Source organism: Faecalibacterium sp. I4-3-84, assembly GCF_023347255.1.
In the GTDB taxonomy this organism is placed as follows: Bacteria; Bacillota; Clostridia; order Oscillospirales; family Ruminococcaceae; genus Faecalibacterium; species Faecalibacterium taiwanense.
This window is the reverse complement of record NZ_CP094466.1, coordinates 1,548,577-1,565,927: the sequence shown is the minus strand read 5'-3', so window position 1 is coordinate 1,565,927 and position 17,351 is coordinate 1,548,577. Positions and strand designations below refer to the sequence as shown.

Below are 17,351 nucleotides of genomic sequence, written 5' to 3'. Positions count from 1 at the left end.
ACTACTTTACACCGATGAAATAAATATGTGCGATCGTAGCTCAGCTGGATAGAGCGTTCGGCTCCGACCCGGAAGGCCAGAGGTTCGAATCCTCCCGGTCGCACCAAGAATCCCCGACACACTTTCGTGTGCCGGGGATTCTTTTTGTGCGACCGGGAGGATTCGAGCTATCCCTTTTTGTTTTTCATCCAGATGCGGTACAGCCCGTCTGTGATGAGGGTCTCCCGGTATAGAATGGGGGTGCAGCATGCTTCCCGGATGGGAATGGGCAGATTGCCGGTGGCGTAGAATGCTGTCTGCGGGCCAAGCTCTGCGCAGAAACGTTCCGCCAGACCGTCCAGCAGACTGGCGGTGCCCAGCACAAAGCCGTTCTGCAGGCAGGAAGAGGTGCTCTTGCCCAGAATGGATGCAGGAGCCTTTGCAGCAAGGTCGATCTGCGGCAGCTGGGCAGTATTCTGCACCAGTGCGCTCAGCGAGAGCTGCGGCCCGGGCAGAATCACGCCGCCCACAAGCTCCTGCTTGGCATTGACTGCCATCATGGAGATAGCGGTGTCGGCTGAGATCACCACCAGCGGCCCAGAACACTCTGCCAGTGCAGCAACAGCACCGCATAAAAGCTCGGCGCCCAGCTGGGCAGGATTGTCCAGCCGAAGCTTGATGCCGCTTTTCAGGCCGGGGCCGACCGTCAGGATGCGCGCATTGCAGAGGATACGCAAAGCGGAAAGAACCCGGCCGCTCAGCACGGGCACTACACTGCCCAGAATACCGCCTTCAATTTGTGCCGGCGAAGCACCGTGCAGAGAGAGCAGATTCACCAGACGGATGGCGTATTCGTCCACCGTTGCGGAGGTATCAGAGTGCAGCCGTCCACAAAAACGCAGAGTATCCTGCTCGTAGCCGCCCACGGTGATGTGGGTGTTGCCAATGTTGACGGTGAGTATCATAAACAAAGCCCTCCTCTGCAGCGCAATATAATGTATATATAATATAATAGCGCGCCCGCCGCGGATGTTGACACAGGACATGGCGCTTCTCCCTTATAGAATAAGTATAGCTATATAACACAGGATACGGGGATGATTCCATAATACGTTCTGTGCACAGTCTTGTCAAGAAAGAAGGAGCGTCTTGTAACGGGTGAAAAACAGGGAGAAGCTTTGCTCTGCAAAGAAATTGGAAAAAAGTTGTCAAAAAGTGTTGACAAGGAGGCGGGGGTGTGGTATTATACTTGAGCGCCAAGCGCTGAGGCAAAAGAATGACTTCCAGAGCCCCAGCAGGAAGCCCATGAAAAGAACCAATAGACGCTGAAAAGTTCCAGTTTGTTCTGAGAAACTTCTTGGATGTCCAAGTTCAGAAAGTTCAAAAGCTTCTAAAAATAAGGCTTGACAAAAAACCACTTCGGTGGTAAAATAAACAGGTCGTCAGCCGAAAGGCTGGGGCGCTACAGGACCTTGAAAATTGAACAATATCGAAAAACTTGTAAGGAACCTTTTAAGTGTTTGGAAAAACACTAAAAACAATTCCAAAAGTAATTCACACAGGACGCAAGCGATTGCGTGCTGAGCGAGCAAGATTTAACACTTTTAAGTGATAAATATCATTTATAAAGAGTTTGATCCTGGCTCAGGACGAACGCTGGCGGCGCGCCTAACACATGCAAGTCGAACGAGCGAGAGAGAGCTTGCTTTCTCGAGCGAGTGGCGAACGGGTGAGTAACGCGTGAGGAACCTGCCTCAAAGAGGGGGACAACAGTTGGAAACGACTGCTAATACCGCATAAGCCCACGGCTCGGCATCGAGCAGAGGGAAAAGGAGTGATCCGCTTTGAGATGGCCTCGCGTCCGATTAGCTAGTTGGTGAGGTAACGGCCCACCAAGGCGACGATCGGTAGCCGGACTGAGAGGTTGAACGGCCACATTGGGACTGAGACACGGCCCAGACTCCTACGGGAGGCAGCAGTGGGGAATATTGCACAATGGGGGAAACCCTGATGCAGCGACGCCGCGTGGAGGAAGAAGGTCTTCGGATTGTAAACTCCTGTTGTTGGGGAAGATAATGACGGTACCCAACAAGGAAGTGACGGCTAACTACGTGCCAGCAGCCGCGGTAAAACGTAGGTCACAAGCGTTGTCCGGAATTACTGGGTGTAAAGGGAGCGCAGGCGGGAAGACAAGTTGGAAGTGAAATCTATGGGCTCAACCCATAAACTGCTTTCAAAACTGTTTTTCTTGAGTAGTGCAGAGGTAGGCGGAATTCCCGGTGTAGCGGTGGAATGCGTAGATATCGGGAGGAACACCAGTGGCGAAGGCGGCCTACTGGGCACCAACTGACGCTGAGGCTCGAAAGTGTGGGTAGCAAACAGGATTAGATACCCTGGTAGTCCACACCGTAAACGATGATTACTAGGTGTTGGAGGATTGACCCCTTCAGTGCCGCAGTTAACACAATAAGTAATCCACCTGGGGAGTACGACCGCAAGGTTGAAACTCAAAGGAATTGACGGGGGCCCGCACAAGCAGTGGAGTATGTGGTTTAATTCGACGCAACGCGAAGAACCTTACCAAGTCTTGACATCCCTTGACAGACATAGAAATATGTAATCTCTTCGGAGCAAGGAGACAGGTGGTGCATGGTTGTCGTCAGCTCGTGTCGTGAGATGTTGGGTTAAGTCCCGCAACGAGCGCAACCCTTATGGTCAGTTACTACGCAAGAGGACTCTGGCCAGACTGCCGTTGACAAAACGGAGGAAGGTGGGGATGACGTCAAATCATCATGCCCTTTATGACTTGGGCTACACACGTACTACAATGGCGTTAAACAAAGAGAAGCAAGACCGCGAGGTGGAGCAAAACTCAGAAACAACGTCCCAGTTCGGACTGCAGGCTGCAACTCGCCTGCACGAAGTCGGAATTGCTAGTAATCGTGGATCAGCATGCCACGGTGAATACGTTCCCGGGCCTTGTACACACCGCCCGTCACACCATGAGAGCCGGGGGGACCCGAAGTCGGTAGTCTAACCGCAAGGAGGACGCCGCCGAAGGTAAAACTGGTGATTGGGGTGAAGTCGTAACAAGGTAGCCGTAGGAGAACCTGCGGCTGGATCACCTCCTTTCTAAGGAGTCAGGCAAGGACAGGACATCAAAAGATGGACAGTCCTTGGACAGGTAACAAACAAGTAGAGTAGATATTGTTCGATTTTGAGGGCCCTGAAAAGGACACTCAAAGACGTACCTTGAAAACTGAATAATAACTGCGAAACAAAGATTATAGTAAGTTCTTTTTTAAGAAATATTACAATTTCAAAAGGAAGGGTAACAATAATCTTCGTTGGCAAGAGAGAATCAAGAGGATACCAAATGTTCCAAGAGAACGTTTGAAAGGTCAAGCGAACAAGGGCGCAGGGCGAATGCCTTGGCACTGGGAGCCGATGAAAGACGTGATAAGCTGCGATAAGCTTCGGGGAGCTGCAAATAAGCATTGATCCGGAGATTTCTGAATGAGGAAACTCACCTGGGTTCATACTCAGGTACGTTATACTGAACTTCAAAATAGGTATATCGGGGGAACCGCCTGAACTGAAACATCTAAGTAGGGCGAGGAAGAGACATCAAACGAGATTCCGTAAGTAGTGGCGAGCGAACGCGGAAGAGGGCAAACCGAGAGTAGAAATACTTTCGGGGTACGGACTGCTTTTAGGACTTAATCTGTTAACCGAACGGCATGGGAAGGCCGGTCAGAGAGTGTGAGAACCACGTAGGTGAAAACGGAGAGAGCTGCGCAGGATCCAGAGTACGGCCAGACACGTGAAACCTGGTCGGAATACGGGGGGACCACCCTCCAACCCTAAATACTACCCAGTGACCGATAGCGTATAGTACTGTGAAGGAAAGGTGAAAAGCACCCCGGGAGGGGAGTGAAAAAGAACCTGAAACCCTGTGCCTACAAGCACCTAGAGCGCGTCAAAGCGTGATAGGGTACTTTTTGTAGAACGGTCCGGCGAGCGATTGTATGCAGCAAGGTTAAGGACTTAAGGTCTGGAGCCGAAGCGAAAGCGAGTTTGAAAAGGGCGTTAAGTTGCATATAATGGGCCCGAAACCGGGTGACCTACCCATGGTCAGGTTGAAGTGGAAGTAAAATTCCATGGAGGACCGAACCGACCTCCGTTGAAAAGGCGGCGGATGAACTGTGGGTAGCGGAGAAATTCCAATCGAACCCGGAGATAGCTGGTTCTCCCCGAAATAGTTTTAGGACTAGCCTCAAGTTAGATACCTGGAGGTAAAGCACTGAATAGCCTAGCGGCCGAGAGGTTAGCGAAGCTTATCAAACTCAGAATGCCAGAGTATTGATGCTTGGGAGTCAGACAGTGTCAGATAAATGTCATTGTCAAAAGGGAAACAGCCCAGATCTACAGCTAAGGTCCCAAAGTCAGGTTAAGTGGAAAACGATGTGAAGATACGTAGACAACCAGGATGTTGGCTCAGAAGCAGCCACTCATTCAAAGAGTGCGTAATAGCTCACTGGTCGAGCGTCTTTGCGCGGAGAATTTAACGGGGCTAAACCTGACACCGAAGCTTAGGCAATACAGCAATGTATTGGGTAGGGGAGCGTTGTATACGCGGTGAAACAGTAGCGCAAGCGGCTGTGGAGTGTATAGAAGTGAGAATGCCGGAATGAGTAGCGCGAATGCAGTGAGAATCTGCATGGCCGAAAGCCTCAGGTTTCTGGAGGAAGGTTCGTCCGCTCCAGGTCAGTCGGGAGCTAAGGTGAGGCCTAACGGCGTAGCCGATGCACAGACGGTAGAGATTCCGTCACCACCAAAAGAGTTAAACACAGGGACACATATGAAGTCTCGGAGCCGGGTGTTGGTTCCGGTAGCGATCGAGGGAAGTTAGTACCGAAGTCCGGGATGGAAGATGGCGAGAAAAGCTGTGTGTATTTCTGCGGTGCCCGTACCGCAAACCGACACAGGTAGGTAGGAAGAAGATTCTAAGGCCAACGGGAGAAGGGTTGTTAAGGAACTCGGCAAATTGACCCCGTAACTTCGGGAGAAGGGGTGCTGCAGCAATGCAGCCGCAGAGAATCGGCCCAAGCAACTGTTTACCAAAAACACAGGTTTGTGCTAAATCGAAAGATGACGTATACGAGCTGACGCCTGCCCGGTGCTGGAAGGTTAAGAGGAGATGTGCAAGCATTGAATCGAAGCCCCAGTGAACGGCGGCCGTAACTATAACGGTCCTAAGGTAGCGAAATTCCTTGTCAGGTAAGTTCTGACCCGCATGAAAGGCGTAATGATTTGGGCACTGTCTCAACAGCCCGCCCGGCGAAATTGTAGTACCGGTGAAGATGCCGGTTACCCGCGACAAGACGGAAAGACCCCATGGAGCTTTACTGTAGCCTAATATTGGGTTTCGATGTTGCATGCACAGGATAGATGGGACACTGGGAAGCAGGTGCTTTGGCGCTTGTGGAGTGGCCGTTGGGATACCATCCTTGCGATATTGGAATTCTAACCTGCGCCTTTGAATCAAGGCGGGGGACATTGTTAGGTGGGCAGTTTGACTGGGGCGGTCGCCTCCTAAAGAGTAACGGAGGCGTTCAAAGGTTCGCTCAGCTTGAACGGAAATCAAGCAAAAGAGTGCAAACGCAGAAGCGAGCCTAACTGCGAGACTGACGGGTCGAGCAGTAACGAAAGTTGGAGTTAGTGATCCGGTGGTATGTGAGTGGAAATGCCATCGCTCAACGGATAAAAGTTACCCTGGGGATAACAGGCTGATCTCCCCCAAGAGTCCACATCGACGGGGAGGTTTGGCACCTCGATGTCGGCTCATCGCATCCTGGGGCTGTATTCGGTCCCAAGGGTTTGGCTGTTCGCCAATTAAAGCGGTACGCGAGCTGGGTTCAGAACGTCGTGAGACAGTTCGGTCCCTATCTGTCGTGGGCGCAGGATATTTGATGGGAGCTGTTCCTAGTACGAGAGGACCGGAGCGGACGTACCTCTGGCGCACCAGTTGTTCTGCCAAGAGCATAGCTGGGCAACTATGTACGGATCGGATAAACGCTGAAAGCATCTAAGCGTGAAGCCGACCCAAAGATAAGATATCCCATTGTTTCAAACAAGTAAGACCCCTTGAAGACTACAAGGTTGATAGGCACGATGTGTAAGTGGAGCGATCCATTCAGCAAGCGTGTACTAATAGGTCGAGGGCTTGACCACAATTCGCTTGAGACTCTGAGAGTCAACGAAAAAATGTAAGCAGTGATTATTCAGTTTTGAAGGCACGTCCTTCTAAGAAACACTGGACAAAGTACAACAAACATGTTATACTAGGCCAGTCAGATCGGTCGGTGTCGATGACGGTGAGGTTCCACCTGTTCCCATTCCGAACACAGAAGTTAAGCTCACTTGTGCCGAAGATAGTTCGCTGGAAACGGCGCGTGAAAATAGGTGGTCGCCGACTTGAGTTATCAGAATGAAGAAACCGCATTCTGATAATATGCACCTCTAGCTCAGTTGGTAGAGCAACTGACTCTTAATCAGTGGGCCCAGGGTTCGAGTCCCTGGAGGTGCACCAGATATTGAACGTCAAATCGTAAGATTTGACGTTCTTTTTTGTTATGTAACCCCGAAAAATCGGGGTTTGCACGGTCAATGCACGGTTTTTGCACGGTCGGCGTTTTCGTGGGAATCCTCTGCATGGGCTGGAATTGCTTTGAAATGCGTGGTAAATTTTGCATCAGGTCAGCAGAGCCAGACGGAGCTGCGCCTTTACTTCGGGGTCTGCGTCCTTCAGAAGTTCCAGCAGAGCGGTCATGGAGATGGTCGGTTCGCCTGCGGCGGGTACAGCCTGCGGGCTGGGGCTTTCCTGTTTAGCATAGAACCCTTCCTCAAATTTCCTGCCCAGTTCTACACGAGAGGACTGCTGGATATGAGCGTAGGTGTTCACCAGCATATCCGCCGTGGCGTGCCCTGTGGTGCCCTGAACGGCTTTCACATCGCCGCCGGAGATCATCAGTTGATAGGTGGCACTGGAATGCCGCAAACCGTGGAACACAATGCGGGGGAATTCCGGGTGGGCATCCTGCCATTTGAGGAACTTCTTGCGGATCAGCACCGGCTCCACTGCCAGACCATTGGGTAGACGGAACAGCATTCCGCTATCATGGTAGCGTGCCGGGTCTTTCATCTCGTCTGCCGCCAACTGATTCAGCCACTTCTTCAATTCCTCTTTCAGTGCAGAGGTCATGAAGATGGTACGGCAGGAGGATGCGGTTTTGGTGCTTTTCAGGATGAGGGAAGTGGTGCTGCGCTCCAGCTTGTCCGGGAATATCTTGATGATGCAGCCATCGTCCACTTGGTTCAGGGATTCTTTTCGCACCCGCTGCATGGACTTGTTGATACGGAAGGTTCCGATGCCATCTGCTGCGTCAAAATCGAGATCTTCCGGGGTCAGACCTACGATCTCGCCCTCTCGCAGTGCGCCCACCAGTGTGAGGTGGACTGCCAGATGCAGGATGGGGTCCTCCATGCTGTCCAGAGCCGCCCTCATTTCCTCTACCGTCCAGATGGTGCGCTCCTGCGTAGACTTCTTGGGGCTGTCCACGGGAACAGGGCTTTTGACAAGGATGCCCCACTCTACGGCATACTGGAAGGCAGTGCCCAGCAGCCGGTGCACCTCATGGATCGTTGTGCCGGAAAGGAAACGCTGCTTCTGCTTTTCGGTCAGTTTCTGCTTCTTGCCCTCGATATACGAACCACAGGGCGTTTTGCTCAGGGTCGTGTAGAGGTTCTCCATGTGGTAGGGCTTGAGCTTCTGCATCTCCATGCTACCGATATAGGGGATAATGAGATTCTGAATGGTGGAAAGGTTGGATTCGTAGGTTTTGGGTGCCCACTTGTGCTTGCTGCACTGTTTCGGCAGCCAGTCCATCAGGAACTCTGCCACCGTTACCGAGGACGGGATCAGGAAAGTGCCAGCGGCCAGTTCATGCTCGATTTGCTTTTTTCGGTTCGTTGCCTCCTCTTTTGTGGGAAAGCTCTCCCATTTGTCGCAGCTCTTGCCGTGCTCATCTTCGTAGGTGTAGCGGACGCTGTAAGAGTTGCCGCGCTTCGTAATATATGCCATACTGTTTGCCTCCTTATCAAGCTGCCCGGTAGAGCCACGCATCGAAGCTGTCCTTCGGCACACGGATGCTTCCGCCTACTCGCAGGACACGGAATTCGGTGGTGCTGTTGCACAGATTGTAAGCAGAGCGCAGGCTGATGGCCAGCATTCGTGCGATCTCTTCCACCGTGTACACCAGTTTCGTGGTTGCCGGGCTGTCAGTCGGAGACTTGACGGCATTGGTTTGAGTGACCACTTCCATTGTAGTGGGATTCGAGTCCTTTTGCAAGAACTTTTTCGTATAATCGGAAGATTGCACAGGGACGGTCATAGAATTACGGTCAAAATCCATAAGCATTGCTCCTTATATTGTCATATCATCTAAAAATTCAGCTTAAAGTTCTACATCTTGCCCACGCTTACGGTTTTGCTGCGGCACATTCATGGTGTGCTCCTGCTTGGGGGCAAGAATCTTTTCCAGAAAGCCACGCACCAGTTCGGGCGCACGGTGGAGAGCATCCAGATAGGGTTTCACGTCGTACCACAGGTCGTGGTACTTGTTGCTCCAACGAACGGCCTCTTTCTTGGCGGTGGAAAGTTCTTCTTTCAGGCGGCGGTTCTCCACATCCATCATATAGCCGTGGTCGGCTTGCTTTTTCAGCTTGGAAAACTCTTCTTCGGTCAGCGAATAGTTGCCGAGAAAGGTGCGCTTACCAATATAATCCAGATCGCGCGCATGAATGAGGGCTTCTTTTGTGAGCGCGACCTTTTTCTGCACAGCGGCAAGTTCCTTTTCGGTCTTGGAGAGGGTTTTGTTGGTTTGGGTGAGGTGCTGCTCTTTCTGGTCAATCTGGGCGGTCAGAGTGTCCAGTCGCTCCTGCTCCCGCTGGACTTTGAACTGGGTGACGGTCAGGTGTTCTTCAGTGCTGCCACGCTCACCGCGCTCTACATCCGTATACCCGGCGTTGCGCATATAGTGGAAGAAATCGTTTTGCAGGACACTGTACGACTTCTTCAGGACTGGCTTGCCGTTCTTTTGCAGCACAGGCTTTCCGGCATCGTCCAGCAGGGGCTTGGATGCCCACTTCTTGCTCCGGCTGACCTGCATGACGGTCTCCTTGACTGTTCCGACCAGTGCCTTGTCCTTGCAGCGTTTCGACCACAGGATCTGCTTTTCCACCACAGGTACATAGACCACATGGAGGTGGTAGTGGTAAACTTCGCGGCCTAGTGCTTCGGTCATGGCACGGTTGATCTCATCGGCGTGCATGACTGCCGAGAGGATATACTGCTCACCGCCCACGATTTGAACGGCAGCTTGGTAGGCATCCTCATAGAACTGCTTGGCGAACTCGTAGCCGCCGTGGTTGTCAAAGTAGGCCGAGTTGACATCAAAGACAAGTTCGCAGTAGTGGGTGGCATCCGGCTTCAGGCCGCGCGTGGAAATGGTTCCAGCGGCTTCCAGTTGGGCGAACAGGTCGGTGTAGCTGGCGGTTGGCTTCTTGAAGTGGACGTTCCATGCAGCGCGCTGGGGGATAATATCGGGGTTCCGATAGCTGTCCTTTTCACGCTCATTGTGCTGCTGAGTGTTGCCAACGGCCTTGTCCGAAACGGCGAGATTTCGGACACTGGTGCGGTCAATACCATCATTTCTTGCCAAAGGGCATCCCTCCTTTCAAGGTTCATCGAGAGGTGACGGGGAACGGAGATGCACTTCCGAGGAAGTGTAATAACCCACTATGACACTTTCATCCCTGCGGTCTGCAAAGTGTAGTGGGCTCTTCGAGGACTCTCCGAGGGGGAACGTCTCCTGCGGGAGAGCTACGATCAAGTTCGCACAATGCGAACTTGATCGCTCCGTACGCATCTGAAAAAATTGCGTACGGACTTCAAATAACCTGTACGGCTCGTACGACGTACGGAAATCCGAAATATAAACGATAATTCGTTTTAATTTGTTTCAATTCGCCGTACAGATGCGTACAAGTACATACCGTACAGGTTGTACGAACTTCTTCCGTGAAAAAATGCACTTTTTACGGGCAGGGGTGGACAAGCGGCTCGATGCCCACAAAGCCCCGCACCCTGCGGCCACCGGGCAGGGCGATGTTATGTACTGCACCAGAGTACCCCAAAGTGGGAACTCTGGTGTTTTTTGCTTCCTGCCTGAATATACGGAAAATTTTGCAGGAAAGGCGCAAAAGCGGCAGAACTGCAACGGAAAAAGAAAAATGCCCTCACTGGTTGCAGGACTGCAACAGCAAGGGCGGAGAGGTAACCGTATATTGAACAAAACGGCAGAGCGTATTATAATGAGGAAAAAGATCAAAAAGGAGGGCCGACCACATGGCACAGGAATATCTGCCCGCACCATCCAACGTCCGTCTTGCGGACTTGATGAAAGAGCACAACATAAGCCAACCGGAGCTTGCCAAGGAGATCGGCTGCTCCAAAAGCACCATCAGCCGCTTCATCAGCGGCGCAAAAGGGACTCTGACCCATGAGCAGGTGCTGAAGATCGCAAGGCTGTTCAACGTGTCCACGGATTTTTTGCTTGGAGAAACCAACATCCCCGACCGCAAGAACTACGACATTGCCGAACTTGGCCTGTCCGTAGAAGCCGCAAAGAACCTCTACACAGGGCGTGTCAATACAGAGGTGGTCAATCTGCTGCTGGAAAACGCCCGCTTTGCAGAGCTTACTTACCGCATAGCGCAGTATTTTGACGATACTTTTGCATCCGGCATCGCAGCACAGAATGCCATGCTCACGACATTGAGCACCCTGCTGCGTACAAGGGTCAAGACCCCGGAAGCAGCCAAAGCCGCAAAGGACATCAGCCTTCGGAGAAAGCCCGTATATCAAGGCGACCTTGATGACATTGAGATGTATTTCATGGCGGCAATCAAGGAAATCAAAAAGGGTATCGGGAGCCATTATGCCGAACAGGAAGCCATGAGCAAGAAAGTGGCAGAAAAAATGTTTACAGAACTGACCAAAGGGCAGGATGTGCAGCACCCAACGATTACGGCAGAGCAGTTGACGGATGCAATGTTGGACAGCGTTTCGGGCATGGAGGGAGCTACGCCGGAGGCACTGGAACAGCTGCGGAACGGCCTGTTGGGAATCTTGCAGTCTGCCGCAGAGCAGGAAAACGCCCATGAAGCAGACGAATGAACGGCTTTGTGCGCTGGCACAGAAAGCCGATGCTGCCGCGCTGGACAGCCTGATCGACAACAACAAGTCCTTTATTGGCAAGGTGGCAAATGACCTTTTCCGCAGCATGAATCTGGCACAGTCCGGCCTGAACCTTGACACGGACGATTTGAAACAGGCGGGCAATCTGGGCTTATGGAATGCTGTGCCAAAGTTCGATGCAGCGCGCGGCATGAAGTTCCTGACCTATGCGGCTCCTGCCATCCGCAACGCCATGATGGACATGGTGCGGGATGCCTTTGCCGCTTTTGAGCAGCGGATGGTAACGGAGGACAAGGACGGCGTCTGCTACCAGCGCGTTTCGCTGGACGATGTTCTGCCGGGAGAGGAACAACTGCGGCGCATTGAAGCCATAGCCGACCCCTACGCCATGCAGCCGCAGAGTATTATGGAAGAGCAGGAATCGCGCCGGGAACTGTACGATGGCCTGAAACGGCTGACCCAACGGGAGCAGACCTATCTGCTGTACCGCTATGGCTTTACCGATGGCGAGGAACATCCGCTGATCGGCACGGCGATATACTTTCGCCTGACAAAAGGCCGCGCCAAAAAGACCGAGGAACAGACCATGGATAACCTGTGGCTGGAACTGCCGTGGTGGTTTGATTGAATGAAAAGAAAAATCGTGATTGTGCTACAAGTTTTCTGGAAATTTATGTGCAGCTATACGATTTTGAAAAATTTTGTGGACAAACGAAATAAAATAGGCTTGAAGTTCGTTGTTTAAACAGAAAAGTTAATAATTATGGTATGATAAAATGCGATAACAAATAAATCGACAAAAATAGATTGAATAAAGGAGAAGAATGCTATGAAAAAAGTAATTTACCTGTTTGTGCTATGCATGGTTTTGGGGTTAGCTGGATGTGGGCAATCTCAGGAAAATAAAGAATCATCGACTGAAAGCACTTCAGTACAAGTAGAAAACAAAAATGTTAGTGATATAGTATCAAACGAGCATTTAACCAATAATGATACTGCGAATTTTCAAATGCCAGAGGAAGTCTATTATAGTAATGATTTTGATGAAATTCTGAATATCACTAAAGAAGATGATGGCACATATAGGATCGAGTATAGCGTTACCCATTTGCTTTATGTCGAAAACGCGATTGGAACTTACGATTCTGAAACAGGGATTCTTAGCTTTAGCGGCAAAGACGACAGAGGAAATGATATAAAAGCAGAAATTGAAAATAAGGGAGATCATCTGGAAGTCACAGTAACTCAGAGCAACTATGAAGATATTATCGGGACGAAGCAGGAATTTTTTCAAGCAGAGGAGTAAGAACAAATAGGCGACAAAAGTTGTGGAAAAACTTGATAACTATTAACAAACCGATAGCCCTCTATTTGCAATGATCGCAAGTAGAGGGCTGTTGGTCTGTTTGGAATATTCTAATTAAAGGTCAATCTTCTAATCTGCCATGGTCGCGGCCGAGCGAGAGATAATGTTCAATCTCACCACCCAGTACAAGCTGGGCGTACTCCAATGGTTTATTGTAGAGCAGCCAGTCCAGTTCTGCCCGCTGTGCCGGGGTGTTGCCGTACTCGTCCTCAATGGCAATGCAGTCGATGGCAACAGCAGAGCCGTCCGCAAACTGGGCTTCCACCCGGTTGGTGTCCATATTGTAGTGGCAAGAAAGCAGTTTGTTCATAGTCGTGTCCTCCATGACTTGATTTTGATGTTCGGCCACTCAAACCAATGCCGTCAAGCCGGTGGGGGATAGAGCGATTTTATTTGTCGGGGAGTAAGTGCACGGTTTCTGCACGGATTTTGCACGGTTTCAAAACGTGCAGAAGGTGCTTTTCGTTGCAAAATCCGACAAAGGGTGCAGAAATTACTGGGTGAAAAATCACGTTGTCTTGATTAAAAATAACGATGACTCGAAACTTCCATAAATTGAGACGAACCGGCGGCTTGCTCTCTTAATCAGTGGGCCCAGGGTTCGAGTCCCTGGAGGTGCACCACATCAACAAAATCCGAACTTTTTTCCGATAGGAGAAGGGTTCGGATTTTTTGTTTTCTTTGGAAAACAAAACGAATCTCTTGCTTCCCTCGAAAAACGTCCTAGACCTTATCACAAAAAAGCACGACAGACCACGGTAAGAGTGCCGTAAGGCAGAAAGGACAAAATTATGAAGTACGATGCAAGAGTTTGTTCGTTCAACATGGACGCCGGGTGCGTGGAGCTGCTGCTCCGGGATGGGAGAAAAATCTCTATCGACTGTACCGAGGTCGAGGATGCGTTGGACGTTACCATGGCGCAGAGGTCGGAGTTAGAGTATCTCATCTATAACGACCCTCTGGCGTATGCAGACCTGATTCTAAACGGCGAACCGGAGGAATATTTGAAGAATGTGGCTGGAATCCATGGACTAGAAGACTAACCCCCAAAATCCACACACGATAAGGAAGGCGGAGTGTTCCATCAAAAGAACACCCTGTCTTCCTTTTATTTCAGCTTGAAGCTCAGTGACGGAGAAAATCATGATCTAGGATCTTGATTTTTGCCCCGGAAAATTCAATAACCTTCTCATCCCGCATCCGGCACAATTCGCGGGAAAGCGCGCTGCGGTCTACACAGAGGAAGTCGGCAAGTTCGGTGCGGCTGTACAGCAGATGATAACACCCTTTGCTGTCCGGTGTCAGCGTCTGCAAATAAATTTTCAGCCGATCCCGCAGACGCTTCTGGGCAAGAATACGCACCTTTGTATTGAAGAACAGAAGCTGTTGCGCCATATCCTGCATCAGATTAGCGGTCACCTGCATCCGACAGGGGCAGGTCATGGTCTGCTGGGACATGAGCGCACTGAAATCCAACCGGAGCACCGTACAGTCTGAGTCGGCCCGCAGGCAGACCGGACTGGTACTCCAGCCGGTACAGGCCAGTTCGGCCCCGAAAATCTGCCCACTTGCCAGCCGGCAGATGCTGACCTGATTGCCATTTTCATCATACAGAAACTCTTCCACTGTGCCATCCAGCAGGATGCCTGTATTGTGGCTTTGTTCGCCCAGTTCCACAAGATGCGTATTGCGGGGATATTGATAATCTCCAGAATCACATCACGCTGCGCATTATCGGGCATCTGCTCCAACTGGTAGTTGAACGAAATGCGGAAACGAGTAGTGAGTTCTTCCAACGCCACATACTCGTACCGTACATCCTCCGGGTAGGCATCGCTGTCGTAAACCGATTCGAACTTTCGGAATGGCATGACAGGCGCTTTGCCCGGAACGCGGATCACACCATCAGCGTCAGGTGTCGGTTCCACCTTCAGCTCCGGGTGCAGAATATCCTGCAAAATCTGTGCGCGGTCATAGTAGGCCGCCTTGGCAAGGCGGTGCATATCTGCTTTGGACACTTTTGTCTGTCCGGACAGAATGCTCTGCTTCAGGCCAGGCATCAGTTCTTCTGCAATCTCTACGCCTCTCATATACTTCGAGGCGCGGATAACGGTGTCTTTGCTCACTCCGTTTTCTGCTGCGATTCGGTCGCAGGTTTTGCTGCTGTCGATCAAGTTCGCATCGAACTTGTCACCGAGATGTTTCGCTCGGATAAACTTCGTTCTGCCAGCGGGCAGATAGCTGAGCTGCCCACGGCTTTCCTTGACGGCAATGCCGTATTGCTGCAAGAGCCTGTCGGAAAAATCTTTATAGCTGGTGGAACGGTACAATACAGATGAAATCTGTTTCCGCAGGGTATCTTTTACGGTTTCAAACTTCTTCTGCCGGGGCTGCTGTCCAGTTGCGGTAAGGGCAGCATTCTCACGGTCAAGTTTCATCTGACCGCGCCTACGCGCCCAATACTCGGCTTCGCTGACACGCTCTTTCGAGCCGTTGAGCAGGTCAATCTGGTACAGTCCGACACCTTCGCACAGCTCCATGACCTCAACACGCAGGTGCCGCATAGTCTGGGCCGTACTGGAATGCTTAATACCCTCACGCCAGTCGCGGGGCTTTTGCATATAGGGCTTGCGCTCCACTTCTCGTGTCCGGACGCTGCCGATCACGATGTGGACATGGATGTTTCCCGAATGGTTATGCCCATCCGGATGGGTACAGACGATGGCAGGATGACCGGGAAAGTTTTCTTTGCAGAAGTTCAGGCCGAGAGCCTGTGCTTTTTCCATAGTCAAGCCGTTGTCGGCTGCATCCCGTGGGTCGAAGCTGATGATATACTGGTGGCTCTTGATATCATCCGGGTGGTTATTCTTGTTGTACTTGCGGTTTGCCAGCAGACAGGCAGTTGCAAACGAGAAATCGCCACACTCAAGGGTGTCTAGAATGTACGATTCTCGCAGCATGGGTCTGCCATGTTCGTCCAAAAGTTGCTTCCCGGTGAACGCATCGTGCTGGTAAACGAGGTACGCTTCGATGGCGGTGTAGGCCGAGTTCTTAGAGGCGATATGCTTGAGCGTTGCCATACAGTTCACCCAGAACTTTCTCGGCGTGGAGCCGGAATGCAGTCAGGTCTGCAAGTTCGTCAAGGAGTTTCGCCCGGAGCTGTTCGGTGTCTGCTCCGCCAGAGTTAAAGTGTCGTGCGAGTTGGTTCAGGTTGCCGCCCACCCTGCTGCACTGGGCAAGCAGGGTGGAAACAGCGGTCAGGGTTTCTTCTCCGCCGCCAGCAACGACAACAGTGTGCTCAATCTTCGCATTGTGCAGTGCACGGCGGATGAGAGTGGACAGGGAGAGATGAAGGAGTTTTGCTGTGCATCAGAACAAACCCCATTTTCTGTCTGCGGTAGATCTTTCTATTGCCGGCAGCAACAGGATGTTGCATTTTTGACCATTGTCTAACAATCGATGCAAAAAATGCAGGGGAAAAACCCCTCAGATGGTTAGGCAAAACAAATTCGCGAAGTAAAAATAGCACTCCCACCGGGCGTTGTCAAGCAGAAACAGACAAGTTTACAGGGGCGAAATTTTTTCGATGCGGGAAACGTTTTGCCTCCTCTATGCCGCAGGGGAAGCTCCAATAACGAAATCTTTTTCAAAATCTCCGAAAATGACTAAACTCCTTGACAGAGGAGACGGCAGGGCGTATTCTTTTGGTAGAAGGACCGCTGAGAAGCGGCTTTTCACAGGACTGAAAGTTAGCCTTATATAACTTGCGACTCTACCCTATACGAAGGAATATATCTCTTCTATTTACAGGTGGAAAATAAATAGAGAAGGAGCGTATCAGGATGAAGATCTACCATTTTGGTGCAGAGGATGCCCCGGTGCTGTTGCTGCTGCCGGGCACCTGTTGCCATTGGAAAAGCAATTTCGGTGCCGTGATCCCGCTTCTGGCTGACAGCTTCCGGGTGCTGTGCGTCAGCTACAATGGCTTTGATGAGACTGAACAGACCGAATTTCCCACCATGCTGGAGGAGACCGAAAAGATCGAGGCCTACCTCAAGACCCACTGCGGCGGTCACATCCGGGCAGCCTACGGCTGTTCTCTGGGCGGTTCCTTCGTGGGGCTGCTGGCGGCGCGGCAGAACATCCACATGGACTACGGCATTCTGGGTAGCTCCGATTTGGATCAGGCATCGCCGTTGACGGCAAGCTTGCAGACGGATTTTCTGCTGCCATTGATCTACCCTGTGGTGCGGGACGGAAAGATTAAGGCGAAATTTCTCCAAAAGCGTCTGGACAAGTGTGCTAAAGAGTCGGGGGATTATGTCAAGGCTTTTCTGAAAATGTTTGGCGATGCCCGCCCTTATGTGACCATGCAGAGCTGTAAAAATCAGTTCTATTCCGATCTTATCACTCCGCTGCCGGATAAGATCCATGTACCCGGTACCGAGATCCATATTTTTTACGCCCTGAAAATGGGCGCAAAATATCGCGCCCGGTATCAGCAGCATTTTGCACATCCTGTTCTCCATGAGCAGAACTTGCAGCACGAGGAATTGCTGGCCTGTCACCCGGAGCAGTGGGCGCATCTGGTAAAAAGCATTGCATTGTGAACGGTAAAACGTATCTGGAGCAAGCAGGATTTTGTAAGATCCAGAACCACAAAAATAAAAAGGGCTGGCTGTGCAT

Annotated in this window: 11 protein-coding genes, 2 tRNA genes, 3 rRNA genes and 3 pseudogenes; 10 read left to right on the top strand and 9 right to left on the bottom strand. The window is 51.2% G+C overall.

The window, feature by feature from the left end; all coding sequences use genetic code 11:
• Positions 1-29 precede the first annotated feature (29 nt).
• A tRNA-Arg gene (locus MTP41_RS07775) sits at positions 30-106 on the top strand.
• Positions 107-167: 61 nt separating this feature from the next.
• On the opposite strand, the gene MTP41_RS07770 is transcribed toward MTP41_RS07775, so the two are convergent.
• The gene (locus tag MTP41_RS07770; protein WP_249235249.1) at positions 168-944 is read right to left on the bottom strand and encodes a type III pantothenate kinase; all 777 of its coding nucleotides are present in this window, start codon (positions 942-944) and stop codon (positions 168-170) included.
• 656 nt (positions 945-1,600) lie between these two features.
• Here MTP41_RS07770 and MTP41_RS07765 point away from each other — a divergent pair.
• The 4 genes from MTP41_RS07765 (at position 1,601) to MTP41_RS07750 (ending at position 6,571) form a co-directional block, all read left to right on the top strand.
• Positions 1,601-3,111: ribosomal RNA gene (locus tag MTP41_RS07765) — 16S ribosomal RNA — on the top strand.
• Between the two features lie 267 nt (positions 3,112-3,378).
• Positions 3,379-6,213: ribosomal RNA gene (locus MTP41_RS07760) — 23S ribosomal RNA — on the top strand.
• Between the two features lie 127 nt (positions 6,214-6,340).
• A 5S ribosomal RNA gene (gene rrf, locus MTP41_RS07755) occupies positions 6,341-6,457 on the top strand.
• The 16S, 23S and 5S rRNA genes sit together here with 1 tRNA gene alongside, the layout of an rRNA operon.
• A 38-nt stretch (positions 6,458-6,495) precedes the next feature.
• A tRNA-Lys gene (locus tag MTP41_RS07750) sits at positions 6,496-6,571 on the top strand.
• 162 nt (positions 6,572-6,733) lie between these two features.
• Here the strand turns inward: MTP41_RS07750 and MTP41_RS07745 are convergent.
• From MTP41_RS07745 to MTP41_RS07735, 3 genes are read right to left on the bottom strand one after another with little or no spacing between them, the layout of a single operon-like run.
• Complete coding sequence (locus tag MTP41_RS07745; RefSeq protein WP_249235582.1) at positions 6,734-8,122, bottom strand: site-specific integrase; 1,389 nt, start codon at positions 8,120-8,122, stop codon at positions 6,734-6,736.
• A gap of 16 nt (positions 8,123-8,138) precedes the next feature.
• On the bottom strand, positions 8,139-8,453 hold the full coding sequence (locus tag MTP41_RS07740; protein WP_097783233.1) for a helix-turn-helix domain-containing protein: 315 nt from the start codon (positions 8,451-8,453) through the stop codon (positions 8,139-8,141).
• A 42-nt stretch (positions 8,454-8,495) separates the two neighbouring features.
• Positions 8,496-9,761, bottom strand: a complete 1,266-nt coding sequence (locus MTP41_RS07735; RefSeq protein ID WP_249235583.1) for a plasmid recombination protein — start codon at positions 9,759-9,761, stop codon at positions 8,496-8,498.
• A 686-nt stretch (positions 9,762-10,447) separates the two neighbouring features.
• Between MTP41_RS07735 and MTP41_RS07730 the strand changes: the two genes are divergently transcribed.
• The 3 genes from MTP41_RS07730 to MTP41_RS07720 all read left to right on the top strand — a co-directional run bounded on the left by MTP41_RS07730 (position 10,448) and on the right by MTP41_RS07720 (position 12,605).
• Positions 10,448-11,278 carry a helix-turn-helix domain-containing protein gene (locus MTP41_RS07730; RefSeq protein ID WP_249235584.1) on the top strand — a complete coding sequence of 277 codons (831 nt, stop codon included), beginning with the start codon at positions 10,448-10,450 and terminating at the stop codon, positions 11,276-11,278.
• Entirely contained in the window at positions 11,262-11,927 is a 666-nt protein-coding gene (locus MTP41_RS07725) for a sigma-70 family RNA polymerase sigma factor (RefSeq protein WP_249235585.1), read from the top strand. Before MTP41_RS07730 ends, MTP41_RS07725 begins: the two co-directional genes overlap by 17 nt.
• 201 nt (positions 11,928-12,128) lie before the next feature.
• A complete protein-coding gene (locus MTP41_RS07720) occupies positions 12,129-12,605 on the top strand; it encodes a hypothetical protein (RefSeq protein WP_249235586.1) in 477 nt (158 codons plus the stop codon).
• Between the two features lie 121 nt (positions 12,606-12,726).
• Here the strand turns inward: MTP41_RS07720 and MTP41_RS07715 are convergent, their stop codons facing one another.
• A complete protein-coding gene (locus MTP41_RS07715; protein WP_097778996.1) occupies positions 12,727-12,975 on the bottom strand; it encodes a DUF6061 family protein in 249 nt (82 codons plus the stop codon).
• Positions 12,976-13,456: 481 nt separating this feature from the next.
• Between MTP41_RS07715 and MTP41_RS07710 the strand changes: the two genes are divergently transcribed.
• The gene (locus MTP41_RS07710; protein ID WP_097777111.1) at positions 13,457-13,708 is read left to right on the top strand and encodes a DUF6061 family protein; all 252 of its coding nucleotides are present in this window, start codon (positions 13,457-13,459) and stop codon (positions 13,706-13,708) included.
• Positions 13,709-13,790: 82 nt separating this feature from the next.
• Here MTP41_RS07710 and MTP41_RS07705 read toward each other — a convergent pair whose 3' ends face one another.
• From MTP41_RS07705 to MTP41_RS07690, 4 genes and pseudogenes are all read right to left on the bottom strand, one after another.
• Positions 13,791-14,123, bottom strand: coding sequence for a Crp/Fnr family transcriptional regulator (locus tag MTP41_RS07705; RefSeq protein WP_242959186.1), 333 nt, complete (start codon positions 14,121-14,123; stop codon positions 13,791-13,793).
• 60 nt (positions 14,124-14,183) lie between these two features.
• A pseudogene (locus tag MTP41_RS07700) lies at positions 14,184-14,342 on the bottom strand (Crp/Fnr family transcriptional regulator); the annotation flags it as partial.
• 470 nt (positions 14,343-14,812) lie between these two features.
• Positions 14,813-15,745 (bottom strand): annotated as a pseudogene (locus MTP41_RS07695) (relaxase/mobilization nuclease domain-containing protein); the annotation flags it as partial.
• Positions 15,717-16,031, bottom strand: a pseudogene (locus MTP41_RS07690) (plasmid mobilization protein); the annotation flags it as partial. The pseudogenes MTP41_RS07690 and MTP41_RS07695, both read right to left, overlap by 29 nt.
• Positions 16,032-16,507: 476 nt before the next feature.
• Between MTP41_RS07690 and MTP41_RS07685 the strand changes: the two are divergent.
• On the top strand, positions 16,508-17,275 hold the full coding sequence (locus tag MTP41_RS07685) for an alpha/beta fold hydrolase (protein ID WP_097777109.1): 768 nt from the start codon (positions 16,508-16,510) through the stop codon (positions 17,273-17,275).
• Positions 17,276-17,351 lie beyond the last annotated feature (76 nt).